Annotated in this window: 14 protein-coding genes; 1 reads left to right on the forward strand and 13 read right to left on the reverse strand. The window is 72.2% G+C overall.

The annotated features are described in order from the left end of the window. The first annotated feature begins 240 nt into the window (after positions 1 to 240). A complete protein-coding gene (locus JI751_RS04235; protein ID WP_201933722.1) occupies positions 241 to 1,353 on the forward strand; it encodes a heparan-alpha-glucosaminide N-acetyltransferase domain-containing protein in 1,113 nt (370 codons plus the stop codon). Positions 1,354 to 1,376: 23 nt separating this feature from the next. On the opposite strand, the gene JI751_RS04240 is transcribed toward JI751_RS04235, so the two are convergent. From JI751_RS04240 to JI751_RS04300, 13 genes are all read right to left on the reverse strand, one after another. Beyond that, a complete protein-coding gene (locus tag JI751_RS04240) occupies positions 1,377 to 1,751 on the reverse strand; it encodes a cupin domain-containing protein (protein WP_201933723.1) in 375 nt (124 codons plus the stop codon). A gap of 113 nt (positions 1,752 to 1,864) precedes the next feature. After that, positions 1,865 to 2,338: a VOC family protein gene (locus JI751_RS04245; protein WP_201933737.1), complete on the reverse strand. Its 474-nt coding sequence runs from the start codon at positions 2,336 to 2,338 to the stop codon at positions 1,865 to 1,867. A 10-nt stretch (positions 2,339 to 2,348) separates the two neighbouring features. Further along, positions 2,349 to 2,807 (reverse strand): helix-turn-helix domain-containing protein, encoded by a 459-nt coding sequence (locus JI751_RS04250; RefSeq protein ID WP_236665541.1) that lies wholly within the window; start codon positions 2,805 to 2,807, stop codon positions 2,349 to 2,351. A 230-nt stretch (positions 2,808 to 3,037) separates the two neighbouring features. Then, positions 3,038 to 4,081, reverse strand: coding sequence for a PT domain-containing protein (locus tag JI751_RS04255; protein ID WP_201933739.1), 1,044 nt, complete (start codon positions 4,079 to 4,081; stop codon positions 3,038 to 3,040). 34 nt (positions 4,082 to 4,115) lie between these two features. Then, positions 4,116 to 4,667, reverse strand: coding sequence for an RNA polymerase sigma factor (locus tag JI751_RS04260; RefSeq protein ID WP_201933740.1), 552 nt, complete (start codon positions 4,665 to 4,667; stop codon positions 4,116 to 4,118). Between the two features lie 68 nt (positions 4,668 to 4,735). After that, positions 4,736 to 5,512: a DUF1295 domain-containing protein gene (locus tag JI751_RS04265; protein ID WP_307813819.1), complete on the reverse strand. Its 777-nt coding sequence runs from the start codon at positions 5,510 to 5,512 to the stop codon at positions 4,736 to 4,738. Continuing rightward, complete coding sequence (locus tag JI751_RS04270) at positions 5,506 to 6,834, reverse strand: SAM-dependent methyltransferase (protein ID WP_201933741.1); 1,329 nt, start codon at positions 6,832 to 6,834, stop codon at positions 5,506 to 5,508. Before JI751_RS04270 ends, JI751_RS04265 begins: the two co-directional genes overlap by 7 nt. Beyond that, positions 6,831 to 8,216: an SAM-dependent methyltransferase gene (locus tag JI751_RS04275; protein WP_201933742.1), complete on the reverse strand. Its 1,386-nt coding sequence runs from the start codon at positions 8,214 to 8,216 to the stop codon at positions 6,831 to 6,833. Before JI751_RS04275 ends, JI751_RS04270 begins: the two co-directional genes overlap by 4 nt. Beyond that, the gene (locus JI751_RS04280; protein ID WP_201933743.1) at positions 8,213 to 10,207 is read right to left on the reverse strand and encodes an FAD-dependent oxidoreductase; all 1,995 of its coding nucleotides are present in this window, start codon (positions 10,205 to 10,207) and stop codon (positions 8,213 to 8,215) included. The genes JI751_RS04275 and JI751_RS04280 overlap by 4 nt, the downstream gene beginning before the upstream one ends. 2 nt (positions 10,208 to 10,209) lie before the next feature. Further along, positions 10,210 to 10,926 carry an anti-sigma factor gene (locus JI751_RS04285; protein ID WP_201933745.1) on the reverse strand — a complete coding sequence of 239 codons (717 nt, stop codon included), beginning with the start codon at positions 10,924 to 10,926 and terminating at the stop codon, positions 10,210 to 10,212. Further along, a complete protein-coding gene (sigK, locus tag JI751_RS04290) occupies positions 10,923 to 11,531 on the reverse strand; it encodes an ECF RNA polymerase sigma factor SigK (protein ID WP_201933747.1) in 609 nt (202 codons plus the stop codon). Before sigK ends, JI751_RS04285 begins: the two co-directional genes overlap by 4 nt. Before the next feature lie 34 nt (positions 11,532 to 11,565). Further along, on the reverse strand, positions 11,566 to 12,219 hold the full coding sequence (locus JI751_RS04295) for a fasciclin domain-containing protein (RefSeq protein ID WP_201933748.1): 654 nt from the start codon (positions 12,217 to 12,219) through the stop codon (positions 11,566 to 11,568). 222 nt (positions 12,220 to 12,441) lie between these two features. Beyond that, the gene (locus JI751_RS04300) at positions 12,442 to 13,983 is read right to left on the reverse strand and encodes a molybdopterin-dependent oxidoreductase (RefSeq protein WP_201933749.1); all 1,542 of its coding nucleotides are present in this window, start codon (positions 13,981 to 13,983) and stop codon (positions 12,442 to 12,444) included. Positions 13,984 to 13,993 lie beyond the last annotated feature (10 nt).

Below are 13,993 nucleotides of genomic sequence, written 5' to 3' on the forward strand. Positions count from 1 at the left end.
GGATGCTGCCTCGCCGGTGAGTGGACCCACGAGGAGGCACAGGATGAGCAGGAGAACGGACGACCTCGACACGACGAACCCTTCAGGCCGCCCTCGGCGAGGGGGCGCGGGCGACACGTTCACGATCGACACACCGGCCGCCGGCACCCCACGCGCCCGGCCGGGCGAGAACACCAGCGACCGTACCCGCCGACCCCAGAGGACGACGAGTCGTCAGGTCCCGACCGGCACGATGGGGCCATGACCGGGCCGCTCGAGGGACGCCTCGTCGGGCTCGACGTGGCCCGGTGCCTCGCGCTGCTCGGGATGGTCGCCACCCACGTCCTCGAGGCGCGTACGCCTGGGGGCGACCTGTCCACGGCGCAGTGGCTGGCAGGCGGTCGCGCGTCCGCGCTGTTCGCGGTGCTGGCCGGCGTGAGCCTCGCGCTGATGACGCGCGAGCCCCTGCGCGGTACGCCGCTCGCGCTGCGCACCGCGGCGATCGCGGTGCGGGCCGTCCTCATCGGTCTGCTGGGCCTGGTGCTCGGCGGCCTGGACACCGGCATCGCGATCATCCTCAGCTACTACGCGCTGCTCTTCGTCCTGGGCCTTCCGTTCACCTTCCTGCGCCTGCGGTGGATCGCGCCTCTGGCAGTCGTCTGGGTCGTCGGGGCGCCGGTCCTCTCACACCTGGTCCGCCCGCGGCTGCCGGAGCGCGGCTACGACAGCCCGACCCTCGGCCAGCTCGGAGATCCCGCCCAGCTGGGGAGCGAGCTGCTGCTGACCGGCTACTACCCGGTCCTTCCCTGGCTGGCCTACCTGCTCGTCGGTCTGGCCCTGGGTCGTCTCGACCTTCGCAACCGCTCGCTCCTCGGCGCCCTCGCGCTCGGCGGCCTCGGGCTCGCCGTCCTCGCGACCCAGGTCTCCCGCACGTTCGCCGACCCCAAGGTGGCCGAGGCCAACGCCACCGGGATGTACGGCACGACGCCGGCCGACGGCGACTGGAGCTGGCTGCTCCTCGCCGCGCCGCACTCAGCGACGCCGTTCGACCTGGCCCAGACGATCGGCAGCGCGGTCCTGGTGATCGCGGTCTGCCTCCTGCTCGAGCGGGTGCTGCCGCGAGCAGCGGCCGCCGTCCTGGGGGTCGTGCTCGGCGCCGGAGCCGCGACCCTCACGCTCTACTCGATGCACGTGGTGATGCGCACCGAGCAGGTGTGGCCGGCCGAGGAACCGTCGTCGTACGTGTCCCACGTGGTGGTGCTGCTCGCCGTCGGCGCCGTCCTGCGGATGCTGCGGCTGCGCGGTCCGCTCGAGGTGGTGGCCGGCCTGCCCGTCCGCCTCGCGCGGGCCCAGCGCAACGGCACGCTCCGGTAGCACCCGCGTGGGAGGACCGGGCGTCAGAGCCAGGTGTTGTCGTGCTCGCGCATGAAGCGGTCGTACGCATCGCCGTCGAGGTTGCCGGCACCCGCCGCGAGGCCCTCGAAGTACGCCTCGCGCGGAGCACCCGGCGCGAAGTGGAGGAGCATCGTCGCTGCGCCGTCCTCGTTGCGGAAGCCGTGGATCCCACCCGCCGGGACGTGGGCGAAGTCGCCCGCGTGGCACTTCACCCAGTCGGTGCCGTCGTAGATCGTGACGGTGCCCTCGAGGACGAAGAACGACTCGGTGATCGTCCGGTGGAAGTGGGCGCCCGGACCGCTCGGCGGTCCGGCGAACTCCCACCGGTAGAGCCCGAACGTGCCCTGCGTCTCGGCGCCCTGCGCGAGGTAGAACACCAAGTTGTCCGTTGGGGTAGACGACGGCCGGCTCGATCCCCGCCCGCAACACGCGCGCGGAGACCTCGCCGGAGTCGCCTTCGTAGATCGGCGGCGGGTAGCTCATGGAGCGATCATGCCTCGGCGGCGGCTTCGTAGCCCGCCTTGACCTCGTCGCCGGAGGCGTTGTTGAACTGGTTGATCCGGATCTGGTTGCCGAAGGGGTCGCGGATGCCGAAGTCGGTGCCGTAGGGCTGGGTGACCGGCTCCTGGGTGATCTCGACGCCGGCGTCGCGCAGCGCCTCGTAGGTCGCGTGGACGTCGCTGCTCACGAGGAACAGGCCGCCGAGCGCCCCCTTGGTGACGAGCTCGCGGACCTGGGCGGCGGTCGACTCGTCGTGCTGCGGACCGCCGACGAGCTCGAGCAGGATCGAGGTGTCCTGGCCGGGCACGCCGACGGTGAGCCAGCGCATGAAGCCGAGGTCGATGTCGTCGCGCACCTCGAAGCCGAGGTGGGTCGTGTAGAAGTCGAGCGCCTCGTCCTGGTCGAGCACGGGCACGGAGCGGATGTGGAGGGAGGTGATGTGGTTGCCGTTGTCGGTGGTCATGACGAGGACGCTAGTGAGGCTCGCCCTCGTCCCGCTTCTCCGAAACCGCTGTCGTGAGGGGCGCTGTCCCTTCCCGGGGCCGGGTCCACGCCGCGATGAAGCACGACGGCACGGCGACGGGGGCGTGCTGGGCCCGGAACTCCGTGGGGGAGAGCCCGACGATGTTGCTGAAGGTCCGGCTGAAGGTGCCCAGGCTGGCGAACCCGACGTCCCACGCCACGTCCGTGACGGGCCGGTCGGTCTGGCGCAGCAGCGTCATCGCCCGCTCGACCCGGCGGCGCTGGAGGTAGCGGTGCGGCGTCTCGCCGTACACGTCCTTGAAGACCCGGCCGAACTGGGAGGGGGAGAGGTGCGCGATCGCCGCCAGCGTCGGTACGTCGAGGGGGTCGGCGTAGCGGCGGTCCATCTCGTCGCGGGCGCGGAGCATCCGCCGGTTGGTGTCCTCCCGGGCGGACAGCGGCGCGACCATGCGCCCCAACCTAGACGCGAACCCAGGTGCGACCCAGACGCGAAGCACGACAAAGAGCAGCGGCACGGCCCCGGGGGGAAGCCGTGCCGCTGCGGTGCGTTGAGGGCTAGGGCCCGTCGCCGTTGGATGCGGGGAGAATCTCCGTACTCGAAGCGGGGGTGATGAATACGGTGGCGTCGGGTGCAGGCCCGCGGAACGCGGCCGCTCCGGTCACTCTCGTGACCGGACATTCAGGGTGTCCTGCCGCCTCCCTTGGTGGTGGACGAGTCGGTCGGGGAGGGCTGCTCGGTCGGCTTGCCGGGCGGCCTGCTCGGCTTTCCGGTCGGCTTGTCGGTCGGCTTGCCGGTCGCCGAGCTCGAGGTCGGCGTCGAGGTGGGCGTCGAGGTGGGCGTCGAGGTGGGCGTCGGCGTGGAACTGGGCTTGCCGGTGGGCTTGTCGGTCGGCTTCCCCGTGGGCTTGTCCGTGGGCTTGCCGGTGGGCTTGTCGGTCGGCTTGCCGGTGGGCTTGTCGGTCGGCTTCCCCGTGGGCTTGTCCGTGGGCTTGCCGGTGGGCTTGGGTTCGCCGATCAGGCCGACGCAGTAGGTCGCGACCTGGTCCGCGCCACCCGCCTCGGCGGCGAGCGCGCGGAAGGCGGCGCTGTCGAGGGACGACCCGTTGGCGGAGTGGTCGGTGGCCTGGAACGCGCGGCAGAGGCCCTCGAAGTTCGGGGTCGGGCTCGACGAGGCGGAGGGCGTGGAGGTGCCGGAGGACCCGGTCGTGCCCGGGGACGTGGGCCTGCCCGACCCGGTCGTCCCCGTGGACGTGGGCCTGCCCGACCCGCTCGTCCCGGATCCACCGGTCCCGGACGCCTCGTCCCCCGGGGTCGCGGAGGTGCTCGACGCCTCCGACGGCTTCGGTTCCTTGGCGACGGACTCGGTGGCCCGGTCGGAGGCCTGGCCCGGAAGGCCGGGAATGTGGGGCAGGTCTGCTGACCCTGCGAGGGCGAAGCCGCCCGTCGCGAGGGCGACGACGGCGCCGGTCGCGACGACGGCGCGCACCGCCGCGCGGCCCTCGCGGCGCGGAGGGGGCACGATGAACGTGCCGCCACCCGGCGACGGGACCGTGGCGGTGCGCTGGAAGGTGGCAGCCGTGGCGTCCTCGCGGCCCAGCTCGCCCGGGAGCGCAGGACCGCCGGCGGCCTTCAGGACCGATCCGAGCGCGCTGTCGTGCGCCGCGGGGTCGTCGAGCAGTCGCTCGGCCTCGCGGCGGGACAGGTGGCGGTGAGGGATGCGCATCTCACTCCCTTCAGCGTCGCAGGACGCGCAGGTGTTACGGGTGTCGGTCGATCTTCTTGGCGAGCTGTCGCAGGCCCCGGAACGACGCGGCGCGCACGGCACCGGGTGACTTGCCGAGGATCTGCCCCGCGGTCACCGCGTCGAAGCCCAGCACGGTGCGCAGCATGATCGCCTCGGCCTGGTCGCGCGGCAGCGACGAGACGAGCGCGAGCGCCGCCTCGGAGTGCACGCGGCCGAGCGAGTCCCCCTCGACGTCGGCGTCGTCGAGCAGGTCGACGTAGTCCTCCACGGAGCGCTCGTCGGTGGGCCGGCGCCGCGAGCTGCGGAGGTGGTCGAAGGCCCGGTTGCGGCCGATAGTGGTGACCCAGCCGCGGAACCCGTCGGCGTCGCCGCGGAACCGGTCGAGGTCGCGGAACGCCTGCGCCCATGCCTCGCTGGCGACGTCCTCCGCGTCGCTGCTGCCGACCAGCACCGTCAGGTAGCGCAGCAGGGCCGGGTGGACCTCCCGGTAGACCGTGCGGAACGCGCCCTCGTCGCCGTCGCACATCCGCTCCACGGCGGCGTCGAGGGGGTCGGGACCGGGCACCTGCCGGTTCTACCCCACTCGCGGCGCGGATCACAGGCCGTACGGGTGTGTCGTCGCTCCCGGAGCGATCAGCCGCGCGGCGGACGGGGGAAGAACAGTGGCACCCGGGCGGCGTACTCGTCCCAGCCGGGTCGCTGCGACATGGTCTTCTCGAGGAGCTTGGCGCCGGTGACGTTGCGGATGAAGAAGGTCATCGCGACCGGCGCGAAGACGGTCAGGAGGCCGGGCAGCCAGCCCAGCGACAGCGCGCCGGCGATCCACAGGCCCCACCACACGCAGGCGTCGCCGAAGTAGTTCGGGTGGCGGGTCCAGGCCCAGAGGCCGGTGTCGAGGACCGGCGGACGCTGGTCACGGGGGCGTGAGCGGTACGCCGAGAGCTGGGCGTCGCCGACGACCTCGAAGAAGATGCCCACCGCCCAGACGGCGACCCCGATCCAGACGACGGCCCACCAGCGGACGTCGTAGGCCGCGGCGACGTGCAGGGGGAACGAGATCACCCAGGCGACGACGGCCTGGGTGAGGAAGACGCGGAGGAGCACCTTGGCCGCGCCGGCGTGCCAGCCCGGCCCGCCGAGCATCGCCTCGTAGCGGGGGTCCTCGCCGTGGCCCTTCGAGCGCCGGGCGATGTGCCAGGCGAGCCGTCCGCCCCAGAACGTCACCAGCGCCGCCAGCAGCCACGAGTGCGGGTCGGGCCAGATGACCGCGAGCACGATCGCGACCGCGACGAAGACGGATCCCCATGCGACGTCGACGACCGCGACCCGGTCGACCCGGCGGCTGATCGCTGCCGTGACGCCCATGACGACGAGTGCCGTCAGGAGCGCGACGAGGCTCTGGGTCACCACGTGCGTACGGCGTCCAGTGTGTGCGGTGCGCCCGGGCGCACCGACAGGATCTGGTCGACCCCCATCCGGCCGTCGCGGAAGGCGAGGGCGCCACCGACGAGGTAGAGCCGCCAGACGCGGACCACCTCCTCGCCGACCAGCTCACGCAGTCGGGGCAGGTTGGCCTCGAAGTTCTCGATCCAGCCCGCGACGGTCAGCACGTAGTGCTCGCGCATCGCGTGGACGTCGCGGACCTCCAGCCCACCGGCCTCGATGAGGCCGACGGTCTCGCCGACCGGCCGCATGGTCATGTCGGGAGCGATGAACGACTCGATGAAGGGACCGCCGCCGGGGTGCTTGCCGCCACCGGCGCCCTGTCGGGACATCTGCTGGACGAGCACCCGGCCGCCCGGTCGCACCGCGCGGCGCAGCACCTCGACGTAGGTCGCGTAGTTGGCGGCGCCGACGTGCTCGCCCATCTCGAGCGACCCGACGGCGTCGAAGTGGTCGCGCTCGGGGACCTCGCGGTAGTCCTGGAGCCGGATCTCCACCCGGTCCTGGAGGCCGCGCTCGGCGATGCGGGCGTCGATGAACTTCTTCTGCTCCGCAGCGATCGTCACGCCGGTGACCTGGGCACCGAAGTGCTCGGCGGCGTGCAGCGAGAGCGAGCCCCAGCCGCAGCCGACGTCGAGCATCCTCATTCCCTGACCCTGCCCGAGGCCGAGCTTGGTGCAGACCAGGTCGAGCTTGGCGCGCTGCGCCTCCTCGAGCGGGACGTCGGGGGTGGCGTGGTAGCCGCAGCTGTAGGCCATCTGGGGCTCGAGGATCAACGAGTAGAACTCGTTGGAGAGGTCGTAGTGGTGGCTGATCGACGAGCGGTCGCGGGCCAGGCTGTGCAGCCGCCCCTTGATCCTCGCCTGCGACGCCGGAGCCGCGGGCGGCCGGCCGAGCGCGCCGAGGCCGGCGGCGGTGCGGACCGCGTCGACCATCGCGCGCGGAGAGAGGCGTACGCCGGACAGGCCGCGCTCGGCGCCGACGGCGAAGGCGTGCGTCAGCGCGGACTCGAGCGTCCAGCCGTCCTGCTCGGGCACGTCGAGCTCGCCGGTGACGTAGGCCTGGGCCGCGCCGAGCTCACCCGGGTGCCACAGCAGCCGGCGCAGTGCGTCGGGGGAGCGGAGCACCACGAGGGGCGCGCCCTCGGGCCCGGCGACCGAGCCGTCCCACGCCTCGAGCCGGACCGGGAGGTCGCCGCCGATGAAGGGCCGGACCGCCTCGGCGAGGCGGTCCGCGACGCCGGCGCTCGTCGGGCGCGGTGCGGTCGGTCGGGGTGCCGTCTGGGTCACGAGTTCTCCGTGGTGTCTGACCCGGTGCCGGGCCGGGTGAAGGTCAGCTGCGAGACGTTGATGTAGCCGCTCGCGAAACCAGCCTGGGAGTAGGCCAGGTAGAAGTGCCACACCCGCATGAAGAGGTCGTCGAAGCCGAGGGCGTGCACGGCGTCGCGCTGCGACAGGAAGCGGCGGTCCCAGCGGCGCAGCGTCTCGGCGTAGTGGCTGCCCATCTCGAGCTGGCCGGTGAGGCGGAGCGTGGTCTCGTCGCGGGTGATCTGGTCGATCACCTCGACGCTCGGGAGGAACCCGCCGGGGAAGATGTACTTGTTGATCCACGTCTGGCCGTCGCGGGTGGCGAGCATCCGGTCGTGGGGCATGGTGATCGCCTGGATCGCGACCCGGCCGCCGGGCGCGAGGACCCGGTCGATCGTCTGGAAGTAGGTGCCCCAGAACTCGTGGCCGACGGCCTCGATCATCTCGACCGACAGCACGGCGTCGTAGGTCGATCCGTCGCCGCCGAGCGCGCGGTAGTCCATCAGCTCGACGCGTACCCGGTCGGCGAAGCCGGCCGCCGCGATCCGCTCCTCGGCGAGCTCGAGCTGCTCGACGGACAGCGTGATCGAGTGCACGGTCGCTCCGCGGCGGGCCGCCCGGATCGCGAGCTCGCCCCAGCCGGTGCCGATCTCGAGGACGCGGGTGCCGTCGGTGACGCCGGCCTCGTCGAGGAGCCGCTCGATCTTGCGGCCCTGCGCCTCGGCGAAGTCGGGGCTGTGGACGATCGGGTCCGCGCTGTCGGTCGGCTCTGGTGGAGTGGCGACCAGGTGGTCACCGACGGAGCCGGGCCCGGCTCCCGCAGGGGAGAAGGAGGTGTCGAAGAGGGCGGAGGAATAGCTGAGGGTGTCGTCGAGGAACAGCTCGAACATCTCGTTCGACAGGTCGTAGTGGTGCGAGATGTTCGCCCGGCTGTTGTCCTCGGTGCTGCGCTGGTGACCCGGCAGGCGCGGTGCGAGGAAGGCACGCATCCGCTGCAGCGGCTCGGGGATCAGGGTGGCGATCCGGGCGGCGGGCACGGTGAGGAAGCCGGCCAGGTCCTCGGCGTCCCAGGCGCCGGTCATGTAGGCCTCGCCGAACCCGATGAGGTGGTCGCGCCCGAGGCGCGCGTAGAACTCGTCGGGACGGTGGATGTGCATCGTCGGGCCGCCCTGGCCGAGGCGACGGCCCGAGCGACCCTCGACCACGGTGACGTCGAGGCGGTTGACGGCGGCGTGGAAGAGGCGCCTGGCGACGGCCGCGGAGATCGCGGTGCGGGGTCCGCCGCGCAGGGGCTCGAGGGCGGGCACGCCCTGGGTGGAGGCGACGGGTGCTCCCTGGTCGCGTCGGTTCTTCTCGAGGGTCATCGGACGCCCTCCTGTCGGTGGTTGGGTCGAGGTCGGATCGGCAGCCGGCGCGCCCACAGCCAGATGCCGTGGGCCCGGATCAGCGCACTGCCGCGCAGCGCGGCGCCGAGGGTCTTGCGGACGGGGAGGTCGCTCCGGGTCCCGGTGAGGCTCGCGCTGAAGGGCGATGCGTCGCCACCGTCGTGGCCGCGCAGGGTCACCGCGACGTGCAGGCGGTCGGTCGGGATCGGCACCGCGACGTCGTACGCGCCGTCGACGCCGTGGAAGGGAGAGACGTACATCGCCTTGTCGGTCGTCGCGCGGCCCTGCTCGTCGGGGTGGACGAGGTAGGCGTGGCGGTCGCCGTAGGTGTTGTGCACCTCGACGACCACGCCCGCCTGACGGCCGGCGTCGTCGAAGCACCAGAAGACGCTGATCGGGTTGAAGGCGTGCCCGAGCGAGCGCGGGTTGGCCGCCATCAGGATCGTGCCGCCACCTTCCCTGCCGTCGGCACCGAGGCGCACGTCGTGACGGGCCAGGAACGACTCGACGTTGGCGCGCAGCGTGGCGTCCGGGTCGCCGAGGTGGTCGCGCGCCTCGAAGCGGGCGAGCACGCCGTGGTCGGGGAGGTCGTCGAGGTCGACGAGCCAGAAGGTCGAGGTGTGCTCGAAGGCCCGCTTGAAGGGCGTACGACGGGTGTGCCGGATCGTCGTCTCGAAGCGGCCGGGCGTCGGGAGCACGGGAGTGGTGCGGGTCCACGGGAGACCGAGCCGCGTCGCGGCGGCCAGGCCGGAGCGCGCACCGTCCTCGTGGAAGCCCCAGCCGTGGTAGGCCCCGGCGAAGGCGATCCGGTCGGTGTCGATCTCGGGCAGCCGACGCGAGGCGGCCACCGACTCGGGGGTGTAGAGCGGGTGCTCGTACTCCATCCGGTCGATCACCGTGGCCGGGTCGACGAGGTCCTCGCCGCCGAGGGTCACGAGGTAGTGGGTGTCGGTCGGCAGCCGCTGGAGGCGGGTGAGGTCGTAGGTGACCGTGACCGCGCCGGTCTCGTCCGCGGGCCGGAAGAAGTTCCACGACGCGCGGGCACCCTCGGCTGCCGGGAGCAGCGAGGTGTCGGTGTGCAGGAGCGCCGGGTTGCTGCTGTAGGGCAGCGCGGAGAGCAGCTCGCGCTGGAGGTCGGTGGGCGCCTCGAGCATGCCGAGCGCCTGGGCCGGGTGCGTCGCGATGACGACACCGTCGAACCGCGTCGTGCTGCCGCTGCCGTCGGTGACCTCGACGCCGTCGGCGAGCTCGCGGACGGAGGTGACCTTGGTGTCGAGGCGTACGTCGTGGAGGCCCGCGGCGACCGCGGCGACGTAGGTGCCGGACCCGCCGGTCACGGTCCGCCACTCGGGCGAGCCGAAGACACCGAGCATGCCGTGGTGCTCGAGGAAGGTGAAGAGGTAGCGCGCGGGGTAGTCGAGCGAGGTGGCGGGGTCGCACGACCACACGGCCGCCACGAGCGGCTCCATGAAGTGGCGCACGAAGCCGGGGGTGAAGCGGCCCTCGGCGAGGAACTCGCGCAACGTCTGGTCGGAGCCGTCGTCGTCGGCCGCGAGCACGGCGCGTGCGCGTCGGTGGAAGCGCGGGATCTCCAGCAGCATCCGCCAGTGGGAGCGCGACGTCAGGGAGGACCGCTGGGCGAAGAGGCCGCGGGCACCGAGCGCGCCGGCGTACTCCACTCCCGTGCCGGCGTCGCTGACCGAGAGCGACATCTCGCTGGGCTGGGTCGCGATGCCGAGCTCGGCGAAGAGGCGCAGCAGCGTCGGGTAGGTCCGGCGGTTGTGCACGATGAAGCCGGTGTCGATCGCCAGCTCGCCGTCGTCCGTCGGGACGCGGTGCGTGTCGGCGTGCCCGCCGAGCCGCGCATCGGCCTCGTAGAGCGTGACGTGCGCCGTGCGTGAGGCGACGTGCGCAGCGGTCAGTCCGGCCACGCCGGAGCCGACGACGGCGATCCGTCGTGGGGCGGCCATGCTCAGGTCGCCTGGGTGAGGTCGAACAGGGCGATGGGCTCGCTGCTGGGCTGGATCGACCCGCCGTCGGGCTCCACGGTGATCCCGACCGCCGCGGCGTCGGCCGCGGAACCGTCAAGGACCAAGGTCTGGTCGCCGCCGTCGGGCATCAGCCCGGCGGAGGTGAACTCTCCGTCGGGGGACAGGAGCCACAGCTCGTAGTCCTTGCCCTCGGGTGCGGAGGTCATGTCCTCGGTCTGGATCACGGCCCGGTCCTCGGCCTTCGAGCGCGTGACGGTCGCCTGGCCGGTGTCACCGAGGTCGAGGAAGACCTGCTGGGCATCGGGGGCGTCGAGGACCTGCTCGGCGGCAGTGAGTCGGGTCGGGGTCTCTTCCGACCACGGCTGCCACACGACGGCGCCGAGACCGACGATCAGGACGGCGGCCGCAGCCACGAGAAGAGGGAGGCGGCGCCGGAGGGTCGTCGCGGGGGTCCGCATGGGAGTGACGACCGGCGGCAGTGGGCGGACCTGGGCGATCCCGGCCAGCACCGAGTCGCGCAGCGCGGCGGGCGGTTCGATGGAGACGCTGTCGGCGAGCAGGGCCGCGGTCTCCCGCAGCTCGGCCACCTCGAAGCGGCAGTCGTCGCACTCGGCGAGGTGCTGCTCGAACCGAGCGCGCTCGAGGTCGTCGAGGGCGTCGACGGCATAGGCGCCCGTGAGCTTGTGCAGATCGCTCATGAGGCAACTCCCATCAGGTCTCGCAGACGGATCAGTCCGTCGCGTATGCGTGTCTTGGCTGTGCCGAGCGGCACGTCGAGCAGTGCGGCGACCTCGGTGTGCGTGTAGCCACCGAAGTAGGTGAGCTCGACGGCCTGGCGTTGTACGTCGGTCAGGGTGGCGACCGCGTTGCGGACGCGCGTGGCGTCGAGCGAGGCGTGTGCGGCCTCCGCGGTCTGGTCGTGGTCGATCGGTGCTGCCTCGCGGTTCCAGGTCTCGTCGCGAGCCGTGGAGGCCTCGACCGAGCGGACCCGGTCGACGGCCTTGCGGTGCACGATGGTGAGCAGCCAGCCGGCCGCACTCCCTCGTTGGGCGTCGTACCTGGCGCTGGAGCGCCAGGCGTCGAGGTAGGCCTCCTGGGTCACCTCCTCGGCGTGGGCCGGGTTGCGCACGACGCGCAGTGCCAGTCCGTACGCCCGGGCGGATGTCGCGTCGTAGAACTCCGCGAAGGCGGCCTGGTCTCCCAGTGCCGCCTTCCCGAGGAGGCCTGCGAGGCGAGCTGCGTCGCCCCCGGACGGGGCACCCTTGGCGGGTACCCCGTCCGGTACGGGCCTCACGTGTTCCACGTCAGCATCCTTGCGTATCCGTCGATGTGACGAATCACATCTCCGGCATCAGGACCTGGTCGACGACGTAGACGGTGGCGTTGGCGGTCTGCACGTTGCCGCAGACGACGGTGGCGTCACCGATGGAGAAGTCCTCGCCCGAGCCGTCGACGGTCAGCATGTCGCCGGCCAGGGTCTCGTGCTCGCCGGCCACGTCCTCGGGGCTGAGGCGCTCGCCGATCACGTGGTGGGTCAGGACGGTCGTCAGCGCCTTCTTGTCCTTCAGGAGGGCGTTGAGGTCCTTCTTCGGGATGGCGGCGAACGCGTCGTCGGTGGGCGCGAAGACCGTCAGGTTCTCGGCCGAGTTGAGCGTGTCGACGAGACCGGCCTGGGTCACCGCGGCGACCAGGGTCTTGAGGAGCGGGTTGTTGGAGGCGGCGGTGGCGACCGGGTCGTCGGCCATGCCCTCGACGGAACCCTCACCCGAGGTGGGAACGCCGGCGCAGCCGGGGCCGAACGGGCCGTCAGCAGCAGGCTCCTCCGACGGGGTCTCGGACTCGGAGGGGGTCTCCGAGGGGGTCGACGAGCTGGTGGTGTCGTCGGACGCCGAGGTGGAGGCGTCGTCGCTGCCACAGGCGGCGAGGCCCATCGACGCGGTTAGGGCAAGGGCGGCGAGGCCCATGGAACGGGTGCGGAGCTTCGTGTTCATGACGATGCCTTTCAGTAGGTCAAGTCGTGTCTGGGGCCGTGTGGCCCGCTGTCGGAAGGTGTTCGGCACCCCCCGTCGAGCGGATGGGTCGTTTCGGAAAAAAACTTTGGACAAACCGTGGACAACGCGGACATGGCACGGCGGGCGGAGCGTGACGCAGGTCCCGGAGGCTCAGGACCTGCGTCACGCACCGCCCGCCGTGCCGGCGTGCGTGTGCCGGGGTCAGCCGATGGAGACCGAGATCTCCTGGAGACCGCTCGAGCCCTCGGGGAACGGACGTGCCCGGACGTCGGTCTGGACGTCGCCGTCCTTGTTGGTCGCGCGGCAGGCGATGAAGTGCTGGCCGGGGGTGGCGTCCCACTCGAAGTACCACTGGCGCCAGTAGTCGTCGTTCACCTGCGGGCCGAGCGTGGCCGGCTTCCAGGCCTCGCCGTCGATGCGGACCTCGACCTTGTCGATGCCGACGTGCTGGGCCCAGGCGATGCCGCCGATGACGACCTTCCCGGACTTGGTGGTCGACAGCGGCTTGGGGGTGTCGATCCGGCTCGAGATCTTGATGGGGGCGTCGATCGCCCAGTCCCGGTCGGTCCAGTAGGCCTGCTCGGCGTCGTACGTCGTCAGGGTCATCCGGGTGATCCACTTGCACGCGCTGACGAAGCCGTAGAGCCCGGGCACGACCATCCGCGCCGGGAAGCCGTGCTCACGCGGGAGCGGCTCGCCGTTCATGCCGATCGCGATGATCGCGTCGCGGCCGTCGAGGGCCACGTCGAGCGGCGTCGAGATCGTCATGCCGTCCACGTCGGTCGAGAAGATCTGGTCGGCCTTGGTGGAGTCGATGCCGGCCTTGTCGAGGATGTCCTTGAGCGGCACGCCGAGCCAGCGGGCACCGCCGACGTAGGGGCCGCCGACCTCGTTGGACACGCACGTGAGCGTGATGTCGCGCTCGACGGTCGTCATCGCGGCGAGCTCGGCGAAGGTCAACGTGACCTCCTGGTCGACGTCGCCGTCGATGGTGAGGGTCCACGAGTCGACGTCCACCGCCGGAACCGTCAGCCGGGTGTCGACCCGGTAGAAGTCGGCGTTGGGCGTGCGCAACGGGCTGATGCCGTCGTACATCTCCTCGAGGCCCTGCGGGAAGGCGGACGCGGGGTCGGTGGCGGTCGGCAGCTCGATGTCGGTCCCGCCGAGGCGGTACGACGTCACGTAGCGGCCGAGTGCCCCCATGGTCACTGCGGCCGCGGCAAGGCCGCCGGTCGCCAGCACGACCCCGCGCCGGCTCGGGCCGTCGACCCCACGCGACGACCGGTCGGGACCCTGGTCCGAGACGCGGAGCAGCCACCACAGGGCGGTGGCTGCGGCGGCCGCGGTGGCCAGGGCGGGAAGGAGGTCCAGCGGCCCGGATCCCGGGCGAAGGACGGCGAGCACGCCGGCAAGACCGGCGAGCCCGACGAGGATGAGCAGGCCGACCGTCTCGCGACGCGCGGCGATCACGCCGGCGATCGCGGCGAGGAGCAGCACGACGATGGTCACCGAGCCGACCAGCACCAGCTTGTCGGCGGTGCCGAACTGGCGGATCGCGAACTCCTTGAGCGGCGTCGGCGTCAGGTCGATGACCGTCGAGCCGACCGCCAGCACGGGGGAGGCGGCGGGGACGGTGAGGGCGGCGACGAGGTGGCCGGCCGCGAGGCCGACCAGGGTCGCGAGGACACCGAAGGCAGCGTGCAGCAGCGTGCGTCGGCGGTCGTGCGGCGCGGTGGTGTCCATGCCGGGTGTT

This window comes from Nocardioides baculatus (assembly GCF_016735675.1).
In the GTDB taxonomy this organism is placed as follows: domain Bacteria; phylum Actinomycetota; class Actinomycetes; order Propionibacteriales; family Nocardioidaceae; genus Nocardioides; species Nocardioides baculatus.